Source organism: Lacrimispora xylanisolvens, from assembly GCF_002934545.1.
In the GTDB taxonomy this organism is placed as follows: Bacteria; Bacillota; Clostridia; order Lachnospirales; family Lachnospiraceae; genus Lacrimispora; species Lacrimispora xylanisolvens.
In genome coordinates, this window is record NZ_PTJA01000006.1 from 252,402 (window position 1) to 269,712 (window position 17,311).

The window sequence follows — 17,311 nt, forward strand, 5'->3', positions numbered from 1 at the left end:
GAATTTATCCTTTGCATATCTTAATAGCATCTTCCAGGGTCTTTACCGATAAAAGTACACCCATCATAAAGAACCCGCCTATTTCCGTAACCTCCTTATCCGCAAAGTAAGCTATAAATTGATCTGGCCAGTCCGCGTCATAAATCTTTCGAACCCCCTCTTCATCTGCATATAAAAACCTTATGAACGGGATTTTTGCTACATCCTGCTGATCTATTGACTTATCTTCTTTCATAACACCTCCAACGCACCAACTGCTAAAAACATCAAAGCCATTGCACTGAGGAAGATCACTGACGGCATGATCCGCTTTGTAAACTCCATCAGCTTCGACGGGCGGGTGTCGGTGTAATCGTCTAAGTTGTCATAGTATCTCATACGTCCTCCTTACCTCTAACAATCTGCAGAATCTCCTGATCACTCAGCCCTAGGGCGGATACCATGATCCATAGATCCTCCAGCCTAAATGTTTCCGGGTGCTGCCAGCGATACTTTATGGTATTCTCTGGACGATTTAGGCGTTTGGCAATTTCCTTGTTTCGGATCTGCTTAAGCTCCATGCGCTTTCTGATCGTAGTTTTGGCAATCAGTTTCTTCTGTTCAAAATCACTTAGTTTTAACTTTGGCACTTATTTCCCTCCTTTTATAATCCTTACAAGGGTACCTTCGGCTGCAGTCTGGACAGCGATTGCGGTACTGGCAGGACTTACATGATAATTTGGATTCTATATGTATCACCATTCCTTTCTTGTAAAATTTTTCAGTTCTCTTTATAATAGAAATTAAATTCAATCAAAGGAGAATGTTGTCTTGATTTCTAATAAAGCAGAGTATGAAAATATGACCATTAAAATCTTAAATACCATAATTTCCGGAGAAATTCCGTTGCCGGAAATGTTCCCTGAATGCAACAAAATAGACTTTGACCAAATTCTCGAACAGTGCATAAATGAAGATTTTATTACGGGATTAGAATCTGACCGCATGAGTGACGGTAAGCTGCACTATAATCGAATCTTCCAGCCATACGTTACATTTAAGGGGCTTTCTTTCATAGATTCCGTAAAACAGACAGAAGCTTTGGAAATTTCCAAGGCAGCTGAACAAAAATCTATTAAAGCTGCACTTAAAGCAAATAAATCTTATATAATTTCAGTTGTTGCAATCCTTGTTTCAGTCCTTGCTAATTTAGATAAGATAGCGCATAACGTACAAAAAGTATTATCTTATCTAAATACGCCATGAAATTTACAAGCACAAGAATAATAAGCAATACAGTAACTGCCTTGTTTGTCTTTTCAGTTTGGCGGTTTCTTTTTTCGACTTCTTTTAAAACCCTTTCATCTTCCGACATTCTCTCACCTCATCTTTTATTTTTGCTATAAGTCCTAATTATTGTTAGCAGCAAAATACTCTACTGGGACTTCGAAATACTTTGCTAAAGCCATGAGCTTATCAAATTTGGGATTGTATCTCCCGTATTTCCAATTTGTCAGAGTAGCCGTAGCAACTCCCGTCTGCTTTGCAACCTCGTAATCAGTTACCTTCGCCTTGTCTCTTAATTCTGCATATTTCTGGTACAAAACTACACCTCCAATCTAAAATCTATTGACATTAGCTAAGTTTTCTAATATAATTAAGAGGTCGATCAAAGTCATAAAGAAAACTCAGCTAATTCCACTTTATTTAGCTTATATATCAAAGCTATGGTCATATAATAGCATTGATTTCAAAGCTTGTCAATGGGGTTTAGCTTATTTTTCAAACTTATTTTTAAGAGGTGCAATATGTATGACATATTTTATAAACTGTGTGAAGAAAAAGGCGTAACTCCTTATCGAGTATGTAAGGAAACAGGAATAACTACTGCGACTATTAGCAATTGGAAAGCTGGAAGATACGTTCCAAAAGCTGATAAAATGAAAAAAATAGCTGATTATTTTGACGTTACGGTTGAGTATTTAATGACAGGTGAAGAACCCAAGGATTACAGCGCAGAATTATCTTCGGTTGAAACTCTGGCCGCACATTTTGATGGCGAAGATCTATCAGAGGAAGAAATGGAAGAAATTATGAAATACGTTGAATTTGTAAAAAGCAGACGTAAAAAATAGTTACACGGGGACAGTGAATGAACGATTTAGAAAGACTAGAGCAAAAGGCATACGAAGAAGATATAAAGATTGATTACGTTAGTTTTAAGAGTAAAAACATTCGCGGGTTATACTGTGATGGCTCAATAGCTATTAATTCAGATCTTCTGACCACTGCTTCAAAAGCGGATGTACTTGCAGAAGAATTAGGACATTATTACACAACATCTGGCAATATTATAAATACCAAAAGTGCCTCTAATCAAAAGCAAGAGCGTGCCGCAAGGCTATGGGGATTTAATGACAGAATCGGTTTAACGGGAATTATAAATGCTTTTAAGGCTCATTGTGAAAACACGCACGATATTGCAGAATATCTCAATGTAACAGAAGCTACTCTTAAGGAAGCGCTTGAATATTATCGCCAGATATACGGAACAGGAACCATGGTAGATAAATACTTCCTGCAATTCGAGCCAAATCTTCAAATACATACAATGCTATACCCAAAATAAATAAGGATGTAAAAAGCCCCAGGAGCTGCGAACTCCCAGAGCTTTTCACATAAATTCTCTTACCGGACGCTCCGGAAAGAAATGATATTTTGACACCTATATTATATCATTTTCTGAGCGCACTGGCAAGGGGCGTTATTTTTATACCCAAAAATAGAAAGGAAATGATATTATGGCAACAGCAAAGAAACTACCCTCCGGGTCCTGGAGAGTTCAGATCTACAGTCATACCGAATCAACTTTACTCCCAGACGGATCTTCCAAAAACAAAAGAATATATAAATCTTTTACCAGCGATGATCCTTCTACGAAGGGAAAAAGGCAGGTTGAAAAAGAGGCTGCTCTATGGGCCGCAAACAAGGAACTGGAGTCAAAGAGTTACAACAAGACTATTGGTGATATGATAAATGACTACTGTACCGCAAAGAGTAACGTACTCTCTCCCACCACAATAAATGGATATAAGTCCATTAAAGAAAATATGATGAAGAGCATATCTGAACTAAAAGCTGATCGTGTAGGGAACGATATAATCCAGCAATGGATAAATGAAATTTCAATAGACAAATCTCCCAAAACCGTTAGAAATGCTCACGGGCTTTTGGTGGCTGCCTATGATCTTTACTATCCGGAAAGACGTATTCGAATAAAGCTACCGCAAAAAATAAAAAAGAATACTTATACCCCTTCTGACGAAGATATAAAAATTCTCATGGACCATTTTAAATGTGATAATGAAATGTTAAAGGCCGTCTGTCTGGCAGCATTTGGTACTCTTCGACGATCAGAAATCTGCGCCTTGACAGCAGATGATGTACATGGCTGTACTATTGCAGTAAACAAGGCAATGGTCAGAGTCTCAAGAGGTGAATGGACAATAAAAACCACAAAAACAGTATCCAGTACCAGAGAAATAATAATGCCTCAGTTTGTAATTGATATGCTGCCAAAATCAGGGAAGTTAGTAGAAGTTGGAGCTCCCGATAATATATCCAATCGATTTGCAAGAGCCATCAAAAAGCTGAAACTTGGTGAGATTCGTTTTCACGACTTAAGACATTACGCTGCTTCCATCATGCACGCGCTGAATGTACCAGATCAATATATTATGCAGCGTGGGGGATGGTCTTCAGATAAAACCTTAAAGCAGGTTTACCGTGGTACAATCAATGATTATGAGCAGAAATATGTAGACGTAACTATAAAACATTTTGAATCAATGCAACACGAAATGCAACACAAAAATAAAAAAGCCTAGTATTTACTAGACTTTTACGATGGAGATAGTGGGATTCGAACCCATGACCTCTTGAATGCCATTCAAGCGCTCTCCCGATATGTCGGGTGTGCACCCCCAAAGACCATTTTTTATATGTAAGATATATATACTCAGCTGTGAAGAGCTTATTGCGAATGTGTGTTACTTTACGATGCTACTGTAGTAGCCTTTTCCTCGGTTATACTATCAATTCCGTTAAGAAATTGCTGTATATCCATGTTTAAATCAATATCCAGTTTATAATCCTTATATACATTTACCCGTTTTATAATGTAACTGGTTATCATTTTCTTAACTTCCATATTACTTTCATCAAAAATTTCTGACCATGTGCGAATACGGGAAAGTTCATTTTTCATTTCCACGGCTTTCTCGTTACCTCGCTCAAGCTCTGCCATAAGTGCAGTTAGTCGCTCACTGGTTGCAAGTACCTTATCACGGCTTTCATTGACTAATTCTGACAGAACATCCACGGGCATTTTACTTTTCCCTTGTACTGCTTTGACAACTTCAGCCTTTAATGATTCATATTCCGTATTTGCCTTGGTATTCTCAGCTTTCATCCTTTTAATTTCTGTCCGAAGTTCTGCCATGTGACGATCTTGTGCGTTGCCAACTATCATGCTGTCAGACACTACTGACATACGGTCAAAAATTTGATGAAGCACTTGAGTAACAGCATCGTCAAGTAAATGCATTGTATATCCTGTCTGACCATCGCAATCAAGACGGCGTCTTGTTTTATTATAACAGATATATCGTATTCGCTTAACTCCTTTTGTTTCACCATTCGCAAGTTTAACTACTTTGCCGTTGGTTGTTAAGACCAGACGGCCCCCGCAGTGACCACAAAATACATTACCAGACAAAAGTGACTGTCCTGAAGTATTCAACGGAGCGGTTCTCTCTTCCTTCTTCTCATTGACACGTTCTTCTTTCAGCTCTTGAGCCAGGTCGAACGTGTAAGGATCAATAATTTGCAGTTCTTCAAACGGTTCTGAAAAAGTAGCTCCGCTTCGGAGCACTCCTTTATAAGTTACATTCTTCAAAATTGCTCCCACTGATGACTCATGCCAGTTCGAACCATTCCGGGTTTTTATGCCTTTGTCATTTAAAAACATAGCGATACGCCAGCGTCCATATCCGGAAGATACACATAAGCTATACATCATGCGTATTACTTCAGCCTCTTTATCATCAATCACCAATTTATTTACCTCATGCTTACGCTTGTTCATAACTCCGCTTTTTTCAAGCCGATATCCATATGGCGCTACGCCACCGCGGAAGCGACCTTCCTGAACCATCTGTCCAAGGGCAGTTTTGGTTCTTATGGAGGTTTTTTGACTTTCACCATCAGCCTGCCAGAAACGTATGTAATTTGTTAAACGGTCAGTATGTGACTCAAAGCGTTGTTCACCTTCATTGACGCTCCATACTTTGATACCCTTCTTTACAAACCATTCCACAACAAAAGGAGTCTCATCAGATTTTCTCCCGAGTCTATCAAACATAAACACCAGAAGAATATCAAATTTTCCTTTCTCAGCATGGTCTTTAACAAGTTGAAGTCTATCTCGATCCGCTGCGCTTACCTTAAATCCGGAAACGCCGGTCTCCTGTTCCTCACGGACGATTGTCCATCTCATACGCTCTGCAAATTCACGGCAGGCTTTTCTCTGCATAGGTATATCTGCTTGATTCTGATCATCATGATCTACCTGCTTGGCGGTAGAAACTCTGTATAAACAATAAACTCTTTCAGCCATATTGTATCCCTTCCTCTCATATAAAAATCATGTGAGAGACTGGACACTTGATATATGAAATTTTCAAGGAGCTTTGGCTATTACCAATCTCATTATCTCACACAATTTATTGGAAAGCTATATGAATAACAGGATATATAATTTACTTTAATTATTACCCAAAAGTGTAATCCGATATTATGGACAAAGTATCAACAAATAATAACTAGCTAAAGTCTATGTTACACATTTACTGATTAGAGAACATTTAGACTCAACTTAATTACTATTTTTCTTAATATCTCAGTGGAATCCGAGAATGATAAATTTCGCACCCTACCATTTTATAATCAAATGAATTTAATTATATAATTTCATAGTTTTTACCCTATTCCAATTATATGAAATAGTTACTTTTCATTGATTCAACCCATCTAACAATACTTTCGTGTTCCGCTGCAGAGATTGAATAATTCCGTGCAGTAATTTCTTTTCCTGCCGGACTTAGGTGAGAAGTTGTTGCTAATAGCGCACCACTCGCGCCGTTGTCTATAGTATCTAAGTACAATGCTTTTACAGCATTTACCTCAACTAGATTATTTTTTGAATATCGCTTACATTGTATTATTATCATAGTATTAGTATCTCTATGCGTTGCAAAAATATCAATACCCCCATCTTTACGGCCTGTGCCTATATTAACATCAAATCCGTTTCTCGAAAAAAATTCAGCTGTCAGCCCTTCAAATTGCCTCCAGTGAATATTGTATAAAGCATCCGTATTATTAGAGAGATAATCTATATATCTTTGATCAAAAAAAACATCTGGCAAATCAGGTAATTTTTCACTATCAAACAGATCTGATAATGATATAATTCCATCCCATTTCTTTGTAGGCTGCAAATAAGAAAAACTTCTATCAAGAGAACTCGTCAACGTTAATAAAAATAAAATAGCTATTCTTTTAGAAACGCCTGACACCTGAATAAGTTTATTTATAAATTCATCACCTAATGGTTTTTCGTTTCCAAAAGTTTTTCTATGCCAATCAAAACATGAATGTGCACTTTTCACAGCAAGCATCATTTCATCCTGGTATTCAGGATGCTCTTTTAGCAACGACATCATTGGGAAAGGATTTGTATCCGATAATTCACCTAATTCTTTCCTAATATTATTTATTACAAATTCTAACTCTTCAGGTCTTATTCCGTAGACATTGTTTTCTGTATTATTCAATATAAATTCTGAAATATCATCTTCAAAACCCTTAAGTATTTTTTTTATTTCGTTATAATCCAAATACATTCCTGATTTAACAATCAAACATTCCTGAATTGTGTCCATCATTTGAGCAACACTCATTGCGCACCGCATAGTTTTACACCTTCTTTTAAATAATTAAATCCACTAAAGATTTTTGTATTAACATGAAAACCACAACAGTTCCATATATTATTATTTATTTAGGCTTTCCGTTTATGAATTATGTTTTATTATAAATATTAACTCTCGAACTTCTCAATACCAATTTCAGCATAATCAATATCACACTGGTCACATTTATAACGCAGCATATCCTGAATTCTTGTATCGCAAGTAGAAAAAAACAACTGATCGATGGCACTATTTTTACTAGAAAGCTGATATTTAATAAAATCAAGGAATGCCAACATATTAATGTCATCCATGCAGCTAGTAATATCATCTACAAAGTAAATTGAAAATGGATCAATAGCCTTTAACCGTAAAGCATTTCCTAAAAAATATGAGAGCATAAACACACTAAGCTGACCATCACTAAGCATATTTAAAATCGGCTTATTCTGATCGTCCACGACTGCCAATAAACCATTACCTTTGCCACCTTTTAAGTTAATTCCGGCAACTTTCATATCACGGGTTAGTTTACGAAATATCTTATATAAATATGGTCCTACTTGATTGTATTCTTCAGCATTCATTTTTTTTAGCAAAGTACGAATCTGTTCTGCACGCTCTTTTACTTTCGTAGAAAGTTCTTTTAACTTTTCTATTTTCTGAGTTGCTGCTAAATTAATTTCTACAGCCTCTTTCAACTTTTTTACTGCATCAAGATATTCGAAGTTCTGAATATGGCTGCGCATTGAAGCAATTTTACTCCGCAGAAGATCTTCATTATACATTACACCATCAGGCACACCCGTGGCAAGAAAACGGATATTTTCCAACAACGTGTTTCCAGTCAGATTCTCCATATTAGAATAAAATACTAATGATAGCAATCGATTGGCTTCATTTTCGATTTCAGAGGTGCATTCTACAGCAGGAATGAGCACATCAATTTTCTCGATTTCCTCATTTATACCATCGTATGAAAGCATTTTTTCCTGTTCATAAGCTATGCTATCAATTTCCCGTAGTTTTTCTAGTGCACCAAAATAAGCATTGGTAACATTGTTTAATCTTTCAAGTTTATCCACGTATTCTTGTATTTTATCAATCTCTGATTGCAAGGCTCGCTTTGCATTTGTAAGCTGTTCTGTATTGATTAATCTAAGTTGCTCTGTCAAGTTGGAAATTCCTAACTTTTTCTCTTCAATTAATTCCCTCTGCTCAGACTGATAATTTTGAGCCAGTTTCGTTATCTCTGCCTCTTCAATCGTATCAAAGAGTTCAGATCCACAAACAGGACAAAGCACAGGCTGGTTTGGTTCTACTTTTCGTTTTTCAGACCTATAATGAACTAAGCCACGTTTTCCGGTAGTAATAGTAGTCAGTGCATCAATTATTTCATTTCCCTTTTTTAATATCTCTACCTCTGCTGTCAGCATCTCTTTTTGAATTTTTAGATTTTTTTGCTGATTTATGCTTTCTTCCCAATATTGTAAAGTAAATAGATTATTGTTTATATTCAGTATCTCCTCACTGTATCCAGCAAGATTATCTGTATCAAGAGTGATTTCATTATATCTCTTTAACTTATCTTTGACTTGTCTAAGAATAACAGGATCACTGACTCCTAGTTTTACTGCTTCAACAATTTCTGAACTATGCGCTACAAATTCATTTCTTATGACTTCCAGTTCTTTTTTTCGGTACTTCGCATCTTCCCATGCTGCCTTTCTCTCAAGCAAAGTCGTTATACGAGCGTAACCACAGCGATATAATGCACGCAGTTGCTCATTTAATTCTTCAGTTGTCATTTTCCTCAATACAGTTTGTTCAGCAGGATATAGCAGTCGATTATCATACGGAAGAATCTCTGGTGATTTTTCATGCTTTTCAAGAGCGTCGCGATACGTTCTTATTGTCTCTTCTGACACCTGAGGAACATTTTTGATACGATTGTTAATATCTTCGCAGCATATATCCAAGTTAGCGGCAACATTTTCAGCAATGGAATGATCTGTGGTAAAATCGGCAAATTCTTGACTCATACCGCTACGCCCAGTATGTAAAAAGTGGAATGTTTTTTGCATATCACAGACATGGTATTTATAAAAGTTCTTTTTATCTATAAAACCTTTTAATAACAGCTCTGCTTCTTCTCCCTCTTTATTATTCACTTTCACTGAACCACATGTGTTAAGAGTATCCTCTTGCTGCAGACGAACAATAGTATATGTTTGATGATTAATGTCTAATTGTAACTCTACTCTAACTGGCTTACTCAAATAATACTTATTTTTTAAAATAGCCTCTTCATTGCCTTTCCGGGTTCCTTCCGCACCGGGGTTACGTTCCGCATATGATCGGTGCAATCGGACGATATCACCAGTAAAGCACCACTCCACCGCATCCAATAATGAAGTTTTGCCTTTACCGTTTGGCGCCGTAAGCAAAACCAGAGATTTACCGCCAAAGTAAAAAGATACTGGTTGACCAAATGCACGAAAATTTGCAATTTTTATATTTTGTAATTTTATCATAATTCAAGCCAACCTTTCACTGCTACAAACTCTTCCTCCGTGAAATTTAATTGATCGGCAGAATTACTGCGTGCACGATGATCTATTTTTATTCGTTCTTTGCATAGAAAAGAAGCAGTGCCATTATCTGGAAGAAGAGAGGTTAGATTTTCTTCATTTTCCTGATTAAAAATTTCACCTTTCAATTCATCATACCAAAACGGTAATAATATTCGGCTATCGCTGTCAAAATTATCATTTGAACCACATGGAATAAATATTTTGCGAGATACTGAAACTGATTTTTCTTCCGTAAAACTATCTGGACGATTCATCAACGGTAAATTACCTGTCTCGCAAATTCCTTTTTTTTCCGTATACAATATAATTTGAGTTATATTATATTGCAACTTTTTTACCGCTTCATGCCCGCCTTCACGAAGTTCCCCAAAATTAACAAAAGCCATAATATGATCATCCCAACTAGTACAAAATGTATTCATATTTGTACCAGGTTTCGGTTGCAAAATCAAGAATAGTTCATCTCCGTATTTACTTTCATATATCTGACGCAACTCGCCAGGAACTTTTCCATCAATTAAAAACATACCAATATCAAGAACTCCATCTTCTGTAATTAGGGAACGATAATCATACTTTTTGAAACACTCTTGCCACTTCATTCACTTACCTCCCAATCATCATTTATACATTTATCTAGAAAAATTGATTTATTACAATTTTCCGTATTATGCCAGCACTCCATATCCACTCTGATACATTCCATGCACTCAATACGAAACTGTCCTTGATGGAGTATAGATATTGTTTTATTATTTATTATGGATGAAACATTCTGCTCGTATGAGAACTTTCCATGATATTTTCCGCACATATACCATTTCTCTGGACGAAAATCTTTCATACGTTGAAAAGTACAATAAAGTTCTTCCCCACTACGCGAACTATCTGGAGTAGATAAAATAACCGAAGAGTTAGCAACATCATCTGTAAATTTTATTTTTAAGTAACGAGTTTCATGTTCATCTATATAAAATTCAGGCATCAATCGAACACGGTCCGTTTGGTTTAATGATCTATCTATTAAATCAAAGTTTATATTAAACAATATTTTCCAGAAGTAACGTAAAAATGTTTCAATAGCGTTACGATGCTCGTAAATTACCTGAAGCCGTTTTGAAACATTCCATTCTATAAAGTCTGTGAGCGAATCATTATCCTTCATGCTAATAGTATTCAATAGTTGCAACTGACCAGACTTATTACTGCCAAGTCGGTATATCCAATCCGCACTTGTATCTCGAATAAACTGAAGTAAATTAATATGTGCCATGGTTAATTGTTCATTAAACTTTTCTATTTTATCCCAGCAGTCCATGACCACATAACGCATATATGCAGCAATATTTGCCTCTGTATCTGTACTAATATGGTCACTCAAGTATTTAATAAAAATCTCTCGATCCCGTTTACGGAAATGGAAAGTCTCCATATTTTTTGGTGGATCATTATAAGTTTCCTGAATATACTGTACTGCCAAACCCAATAAAATATTTTTTCTCATATCTTCATCAATAATATTATATTCAGAAAATAAACCATTCAATTTAGATGCAATTTTTTCTCGATATGATTTTAATGTACCAAGATCCTTAGTAATGATCAGTGCATTTAAAAAGCTCTGAATTGAATCATTCCATGCAAAGGCCTCAAAAAATCTATTTTCCGAATCTGTCTTTTTTAACGGATATACATGCTCAGCCAACCAAGCCTCCATATCTAAAGGTAATTGGGGACAATCAACACGATTAACATTAATATAATCCTTTCCTTGCATATCGGCTAATGTAGGCTTTTCTGGTATCGTTTTTGTATGTATGGCGAGAACAGGAATAAGTTCTCCTTTATATCCATAAAGTTTCATACGCAAATATTGATAATAAAGATCCCGCATAATTTCCTTGATAATAATTGACCCTTTTGGATAATATTTTACCTGTATTATATATACTCTATTCCCAGCCGAAGTAAACACGTCTTCTATATATTCTGAACAAACATATTCTGTCTGTGGTTTTATAAGTTCGTCTACAGCAATCAAATCCTGAAAAAGAAAACCTCGCACTTTGCTACTTGCGTCACGCGTTCCTTCACCATGGTACATATTCATAAAAATTTGTATGTTAGAATCAGGCATTTTGTCCACCTTTTATATTCTTATTATTTGGTATTATTTTGTACAATCATAATAAAAAAAGAATGTACTTCAAAAGTTCTTTAACATCAAATATTATCATATTGTAGTCTTAAAATCTTTCTATAGACAATTATACCAAATTTCGTGAAATCTAACAACAAAAAGCCGACATATATATAATTATTAATAAGTTTATAAAAAAGATTTACCATTGTAAAATGAAACTACTCACGTAAATGGTAACCAGACCAGGCCATAAATTCGCCGCCCTATTTAGGACGACGGTATATTTACCGTAAGATTTCTACAAAGATCAGGAAAGTCCTCTGACCACGGCATTAGTTATGCCAGTTTATCTCCTGAAACATTATTCTTAATAGTTTATAGATAGTTTTGTAATTATTACTACAACTTTTTTAGTGTAATTCGCATTAATTCTTTCTCATATATTTTTTTAATTCATCAAATGCCTTAGGATATATTAGCTTTCGTCTTTCTAAATCATATTGAATCCAACCACCATTTCGTTCAAATGGTAAATATTCTTCAAGTACATTTAACATAATATTATTTTCGTCAGCAGTGATAGGAGTAGGTTCATGCACCGTAATACTTTTAATTTCATTGGAGATCATTTCTATAATATGTTTATCCAAATCTTTCAATGACTCCCCATACGGTAAGTAAGTATGCTCCCCACCCCTCAACCATATACTTGGTATTACCTTCATCTGAATGAGATGGTAATGCAAAATCATTTTCAAGATCAGCACCATCACAAATATAATTCAACTTTGGTTTATCTAAATAATACCATTAATACCAAGGGGAGCCCGCCATCTTCACGCACGGACCTGCTGCTCCAGTTATCATTCCTATATCTCTCTTATTTAAGATTATTTCATTTTCAATACCTATTTTAGCATTTTGTACATGCTCTATATTAATTGGGCGTAAATTATATCATAAATAAAATGAAATCCCAGATTATCATTTATATGACGTGTTGTTACAAAAACCCTTGATTCAAGTAGAAAAGTGGAAAGAGCACCAATACTGAATCTACCGTTTCTGTTTTTCATGCAGAAACATTTTGAATTGTTCCTCACTGATACATTCGATTTCCACTAGTAATTGTTCATCCTATCTGAAGATTCTCCTTTCTGTGATTAATATTAATAATACACTCCAATTTTATTATTGTTTAGCAAAAGTATAAAAATAATAATATATGTCAATAATAGTAAAAAATATTTTTGGAGGTTTATCATGTCAAATATTCAACAAGAAATACCAGGAGTAGAATCAGTTCCTACTGGTGATGGCGCCGTAGCCTGTTGCTATAGGATGCCCGAAATTGAACGTAGTAAGTCAGAAAAACTTATACCAGGAATTGAGACACTTCCTACTGGTGATGGCTCCTTAGGCTGTTGTTTTAGAATGCCAGAGTCCGAACGTAAGTCAGAAAAATTTGTGCCGGGTATTGAGACACTTCCTACTGGTGATGGCGGCTTAGGCTGTTGCTATAGAATGCCAGAGTTTGAACGTAAGTCAGAAAAATTTGTGCCGGGTATTGAGACACTTCCTACTGGTGATGGCGGCTTAGGCTGTTGCTATAGAATGCCAGAATCTTAGATAGTAGGTTAATAGAATTCATTTCGACATACAATTCGTTGGTTGTTAAGTCTATGTAAGTATCGTTTTTAGCTGGAGTAATATAAATTAATATTACTCCAGCAATGTTTATTTTTTAACAAAATATTTCTAGGAGAAGAGTAATGAATAATAAAGACCAATTATATTACGTTAACAATGAAACAATTTTACGAAACGAACCTAATTACTATAATACTAAATATATTTATAACAGGAAAACATGTAAAACATATATTTTGAATAATACAGAATTTTTATTGATTGAATCTTTAACTTCAAGTCCCAAAATTTTATCTGAAATATCTAAAAACTTTTCATACCTTAATTCATCTCAGCTAACTAAAATACTTGAAAATTTTATAAAGAAAAACATTATAACCACAAATATCAGTTCCTCAGAAAAAACTATTAAAAATAAAAAGTTATTACCTTCTGTCAGATACCCTGTACCGGTAATGACATTTCCATCGGAAATAGATATAAGTCTTACAAGACGATGTCAATTAAATTGTATTCATTGTAATATGGATGCTAATATTAATAATAAAAACGAAATAGAACCAGAACAATGGTACAGCATATTCGATCAACTCGAAGAAAATAAAGCCATGAAAATTACAGTTAGTGGTGGAGAACCATTAATGTATCCATATATTAATAATATAATAGATAATTTATCTAATAGAAATTTATTAAAAGTTCTTTTAACAAATGGAGTAGCTATAACAAATGAAATAGCTGAAAAATTAGCAAAAGCTGAATTTAATGTAGTCATGTCTCTTGATGGTGCAGACTCAAAAACTCATGATATATTTAGAGGCTCAAATGGAGCATTTAATAAAACTCTTAATGCTCTTGATTTATTAAGAAATTTTAATATAAATGTACATTTGACTACAGTCTTAAATAAAAAGAACATTAATCAAATTGAACAAATCATTTCTATTGCCGAATCAAAGGGAGTAAAATTACTCAATTTAGTACTTTTAGATACAATTGGGAGAGGCAAAAATGCAATTGACTGGATAATTTCTAAAGATGAATACTTACAATTAAAAGAAAGCATAAATACTAGAATAGATAATAATAGTTTAAAGATAGAGATAGATAATCCTAAAAAGTATTTAGCTGATGATACGACAGCTTTGTTCTGTAAGGCAGGTACATTTGGTATGGCAATAGATTGCGATGGTAAAGTATTTCCGTGCAATTTATGTTACAAAAATGATTTTAATTTAATTGGAGATGCGACTGAATCTAGTTTACTGCAAATCTGGCATAATGATAATTGGAATCTATTTAGGGGAGAGATTAATTTAGGAAATCTTACAGTATGTAATAAATGTGAAAAGAATAATAAATGTAGTTTAAAAGCATGCAGAGGTAAGTCATTTATTGAAGGCGATGTCTATGGGCGACCATATGGATGTCCTGAAGTTAGTGACTTTGTTTAATAATTATAATATCTAGGCTCTTGATTTGCATATTGAGGAAAAACTACCGAAAGTTCAACAATATAATATATATAATACTTTAGTAGCTATTATGGGGAAGATAATAAAAAATAGTAATTTAAATTATTAGAAAAAATATCCCAAAACATGCGCGAGAACCAATGAATAATGGCCTTACCTATGTATTAAGACCGTTTCAAGAGTGGGGGAAGAAATCTCTGTAAAAACAGATCTTCTATGATAAGCGGTAGGGCTGAAGGCTTCTTAATGAGTTTTCAGCCTTTAGTTTATATATACCCTATGGATCAGGGTATGTCAAGAGCAGGCGGTGTTCTCGCCTGTCTTTCACCCAATTATAATAATTAGCCAGGTAAGCGTCCCTCGTACATAATACTCAGTTCTCCATATATCTGGCCCCAGTTACGGATCGACATGGTCCATTTCTTAGTGGCTTCAAATGTAGATAAATACAGGGCTTTTAACAGCGCTCCATCACTTGGAAACATACTCCTTTGACGATTCAGTTTTCGGTAGGTTGCTTTGACTTTCTATTGCATTTGTGGTACTATGCTGATATCAGTATAAGTGGTATGACCCGTTCTTCAATACCAGAAATGTCACGTTGATATTTGGGAACAATTTGGAGTTTAGTTTTTATTTTACCATCTATTATTCTATAAATCTATACAAATATGACAATATTACCGCAATGCAATTTAAATCGAGAGTACATTACCCCTATAATTTACCCCGGCCTTCTCAGCTTGTCTCATCTGATTCTTTCTCTCAATGGTATATACCTTATTGCCTTTTTTGAATCTGCTCCCCGTCTGCTTAAACCAAAAGGGTATGTCGTATTCCATACATTGCTGCATGGTATTTAATATCCAAGCAAAATCGCAAATTCTAGCCTCATTCCCCGATTCTCCACCACAAGTAACCTGTTCTATTTTTCCCATGGACAGATAACTCCGGATGTTTATTGGCTCCAACATTGGTTCATGAATAATCATCCGATGCTTAATTGGCAGTTCCATGAAAATAGGTAAGCGATAATCTGCACGGTTCTGGTTCTCACATGTGCAACAGATTGTGACATTGTTGTAGCCATCTCTCCAGTCTTCTGGTAGTCCGACATCGAACCGGTGAATTCTCTTTGTAATAATTACAAACTGTAAATCGCTTCGCTCTCGGATCATCTCCCACGCTTTAGCACGCCATGCATCTGCTTCCTCCAAGAAAAAGTCAGAAGTCATGCAAGTATATACACATTCTCTAACAGGTTGTAACTTATACTCTCGCTTACGGTCACGCTTAACTGGCAAATCAAAGCTTGCCGTCCTTGTCACAATACTACTATCCTTACCAAATTCTGCATCTCTACGATAAACATAGCAATTCATACAGCCAGGACTTATTTTTTTGCATCCATGCCATGGATTCCAAACTGCCATTTCACCGCCTCCTTATAGAACAATATTATGAATGTTTTTTTACTGAGGAACCAGAATTAACCCGCATTATATACCATTAGATACTCGTTCTCACCAGTTTCTTTTTCTGTTAAATAATTTTCAATACAAAAACCCTCTTTTTTATAGAAAGTCACCGCACCGTTATTCTTTTCATAGACATGTAAGGATAATCTCTTTTTTCGCTTCATTGCATCTATCAACTGATGACCAATCCCTTGTCCTTGATGGCCTTCTGCCACAAAAATTCCAGCTATATAATCTGCATCCATTCCGATAAATCCCAGTATTTCATTTCCAACCTCATACACGTATACTTCCGCATTGGGTAATATGGCTCTTACAGATTTATAATTATTTTTCCAATAGGATTCTTCTATAAATGAATGGGCGTTTACATCCCCCTCCAGCCAGATCTCCATGATTCTATCTACATCTTTAAACTCAAATAATCGTATCATCACATCTTCCTCCCACATCTCTTCTAACATTATAACTGAGTATATCGTGGAGTGCAATATGCAAAAGAACATTTGTTCTGTTTTAATTAGATTAGTTTTTCTGCAATCATAATCAATAATAATTCTTAGCTACTACGCAGGTCTTTGAATATCACCGTTTTGCAGAAAAAAGTTTTGCCAAAGTATCTATTTAACCCTTTTTTATTAAAAAGGAACTTATCAAAGTTTTTTTTATAAATTCTGCCATCTCTAAATTAGGTTCTAGCGCAAATGTTAAAGTTACCAATTTGTCATTTATCGTCAGTTTCAAGGAATTCTTTTTTAAATCATTATTTATTTCATTCATTGCAATGCCTCCTACCTGCTAAACCGTGAGATCCGCCATGGACTCTGTCGAAATTAAATTTCTTAGATACAGTCGTGTAGATACGATTACTTAGAATTCGGAAGAATCCATGACTGTCCAACCATATATAAGAACAGCAAAGTTTTCCTCTGCCTGTTAAAAATAACGGACATATTTA

19 protein-coding genes and 1 pseudogene are annotated in these 17,311 nt (G+C 35.0%); 6 read left to right on the forward strand and 14 right to left on the reverse strand.

Features of this window, described 5'->3' with window-relative positions; all coding sequences use genetic code 11:
• Window positions 1-4: 4 nt before the first annotated feature.
• Genes BXY41_RS13285 through BXY41_RS13290 form a run of 3 tightly spaced genes read right to left on the reverse strand, consistent with a single transcriptional unit; the run spans window position 5 to window position 629 of the window.
• On the reverse strand, window positions 5-235 hold the full coding sequence (locus BXY41_RS13285; protein WP_104437334.1) for a hypothetical protein: 231 nt from the start codon (window positions 233-235) through the stop codon (window positions 5-7).
• Window positions 232-378 (reverse strand): hypothetical protein, encoded by a 147-nt coding sequence (locus tag BXY41_RS26770; RefSeq protein ID WP_170072358.1) that lies wholly within the window; start codon window positions 376-378, stop codon window positions 232-234. The genes BXY41_RS13285 and BXY41_RS26770 overlap by 4 nt, the downstream gene beginning before the upstream one ends.
• Entirely contained in the window at window positions 375-629 is a 255-nt protein-coding gene (locus tag BXY41_RS13290; protein WP_104437335.1) for a hypothetical protein, read from the reverse strand. Before BXY41_RS13290 ends, BXY41_RS26770 begins: the two co-directional genes overlap by 4 nt.
• Window positions 630-810: 181 nt before the next feature.
• On the opposite strand from BXY41_RS13290, the gene BXY41_RS13295 reads away from it, so the two are divergent.
• On the forward strand, window positions 811-1,245 hold the full coding sequence (locus BXY41_RS13295) for a hypothetical protein (RefSeq protein WP_104437336.1): 435 nt from the start codon (window positions 811-813) through the stop codon (window positions 1,243-1,245).
• Window positions 1,246-1,388: 143 nt separating this feature from the next.
• Here BXY41_RS13295 and BXY41_RS13300 read toward each other — a convergent pair whose 3' ends face one another.
• On the reverse strand, window positions 1,389-1,583 hold the full coding sequence (locus BXY41_RS13300; RefSeq protein WP_104437337.1) for a helix-turn-helix domain-containing protein: 195 nt from the start codon (window positions 1,581-1,583) through the stop codon (window positions 1,389-1,391).
• Window positions 1,584-1,787: 204 nt separating this feature from the next.
• On the opposite strand from BXY41_RS13300, the gene BXY41_RS13305 reads away from it, so the two are divergent.
• The 3 genes from BXY41_RS13305 (at window position 1,788) to BXY41_RS13315 (ending at window position 3,866) form a co-directional block, all read left to right on the forward strand.
• Window positions 1,788-2,114 (forward strand): helix-turn-helix domain-containing protein, encoded by a 327-nt coding sequence (locus BXY41_RS13305; protein ID WP_104437338.1) that lies wholly within the window; start codon window positions 1,788-1,790, stop codon window positions 2,112-2,114.
• A 17-nt stretch (window positions 2,115-2,131) separates the two neighbouring features.
• Complete coding sequence (locus BXY41_RS13310) at window positions 2,132-2,608, forward strand: ImmA/IrrE family metallo-endopeptidase (RefSeq protein WP_104437339.1); 477 nt, start codon at window positions 2,132-2,134, stop codon at window positions 2,606-2,608.
• Between the two features lie 172 nt (window positions 2,609-2,780).
• Window positions 2,781-3,866 carry a site-specific integrase gene (locus tag BXY41_RS13315; protein ID WP_104437340.1) on the forward strand — a complete coding sequence of 362 codons (1,086 nt, stop codon included), beginning with the start codon at window positions 2,781-2,783 and terminating at the stop codon, window positions 3,864-3,866.
• Window positions 3,867-4,033: 167 nt separating this feature from the next.
• Here BXY41_RS13315 and BXY41_RS13320 read toward each other — a convergent pair whose 3' ends face one another.
• The 6 genes from BXY41_RS13320 to BXY41_RS13345 all read right to left on the reverse strand — a co-directional run bounded on the left by BXY41_RS13320 (window position 4,034) and on the right by BXY41_RS13345 (window position 12,409).
• Window positions 4,034-5,656 (reverse strand): recombinase family protein, encoded by a 1,623-nt coding sequence (locus BXY41_RS13320; protein WP_104437341.1) that lies wholly within the window; start codon window positions 5,654-5,656, stop codon window positions 4,034-4,036.
• A gap of 376 nt (window positions 5,657-6,032) precedes the next feature.
• Complete coding sequence (locus BXY41_RS13325; RefSeq protein ID WP_170072360.1) at window positions 6,033-7,001, reverse strand: restriction endonuclease; 969 nt, start codon at window positions 6,999-7,001, stop codon at window positions 6,033-6,035.
• 140 nt (window positions 7,002-7,141) lie between these two features.
• Complete coding sequence (locus tag BXY41_RS13330) at window positions 7,142-9,547, reverse strand: hypothetical protein (protein WP_104437343.1); 2,406 nt, start codon at window positions 9,545-9,547, stop codon at window positions 7,142-7,144.
• Window positions 9,544-10,209, reverse strand: a complete 666-nt coding sequence (locus BXY41_RS13335; RefSeq protein WP_104437344.1) for a hypothetical protein — start codon at window positions 10,207-10,209, stop codon at window positions 9,544-9,546. The genes BXY41_RS13330 and BXY41_RS13335 overlap by 4 nt, the downstream gene beginning before the upstream one ends.
• Window positions 10,206-11,744, reverse strand: coding sequence for a hypothetical protein (locus tag BXY41_RS13340; RefSeq protein ID WP_104437345.1), 1,539 nt, complete (start codon window positions 11,742-11,744; stop codon window positions 10,206-10,208). The genes BXY41_RS13335 and BXY41_RS13340 overlap by 4 nt, the downstream gene beginning before the upstream one ends.
• Before the next feature lie 431 nt (window positions 11,745-12,175).
• Window positions 12,176-12,409: a hypothetical protein gene (locus BXY41_RS13345; RefSeq protein ID WP_146088579.1), complete on the reverse strand. Its 234-nt coding sequence runs from the start codon at window positions 12,407-12,409 to the stop codon at window positions 12,176-12,178.
• 604 nt (window positions 12,410-13,013) lie between these two features.
• Here BXY41_RS13345 and BXY41_RS13350 point away from each other — a divergent pair.
• Together BXY41_RS13350 and BXY41_RS13355 are read left to right on the forward strand one after the other, a co-directional pair.
• A complete protein-coding gene (locus BXY41_RS13350) occupies window positions 13,014-13,379 on the forward strand; it encodes a hypothetical protein (protein ID WP_104437347.1) in 366 nt (121 codons plus the stop codon).
• Between the two features lie 143 nt (window positions 13,380-13,522).
• Window positions 13,523-14,854 (forward strand): radical SAM/SPASM domain-containing protein, encoded by a 1,332-nt coding sequence (locus BXY41_RS13355; RefSeq protein WP_104437348.1) that lies wholly within the window; start codon window positions 13,523-13,525, stop codon window positions 14,852-14,854.
• A gap of 362 nt (window positions 14,855-15,216) precedes the next feature.
• Here the strand turns inward: BXY41_RS13355 and BXY41_RS13360 are convergent.
• The 4 genes and pseudogenes from BXY41_RS13360 to BXY41_RS26775 all read right to left on the reverse strand — a co-directional run.
• Window positions 15,217-15,418, reverse strand: a pseudogene (locus tag BXY41_RS13360) (IS256 family transposase); the annotation flags it as partial.
• A 152-nt stretch (window positions 15,419-15,570) separates the two neighbouring features.
• Window positions 15,571-16,308 carry a DUF5131 family protein gene (locus tag BXY41_RS13365; protein ID WP_104437349.1) on the reverse strand — a complete coding sequence of 246 codons (738 nt, stop codon included), beginning with the start codon at window positions 16,306-16,308 and terminating at the stop codon, window positions 15,571-15,573.
• A 56-nt stretch (window positions 16,309-16,364) separates the two neighbouring features.
• Window positions 16,365-16,787 carry a GNAT family N-acetyltransferase gene (locus BXY41_RS13370; protein ID WP_104437350.1) on the reverse strand — a complete coding sequence of 141 codons (423 nt, stop codon included), beginning with the start codon at window positions 16,785-16,787 and terminating at the stop codon, window positions 16,365-16,367.
• 190 nt (window positions 16,788-16,977) lie between these two features.
• Window positions 16,978-17,133 (reverse strand): hypothetical protein, encoded by a 156-nt coding sequence (locus BXY41_RS26775; RefSeq protein ID WP_170072362.1) that lies wholly within the window; start codon window positions 17,131-17,133, stop codon window positions 16,978-16,980.
• Window positions 17,134-17,311: the final 178 nt, after the last annotated feature.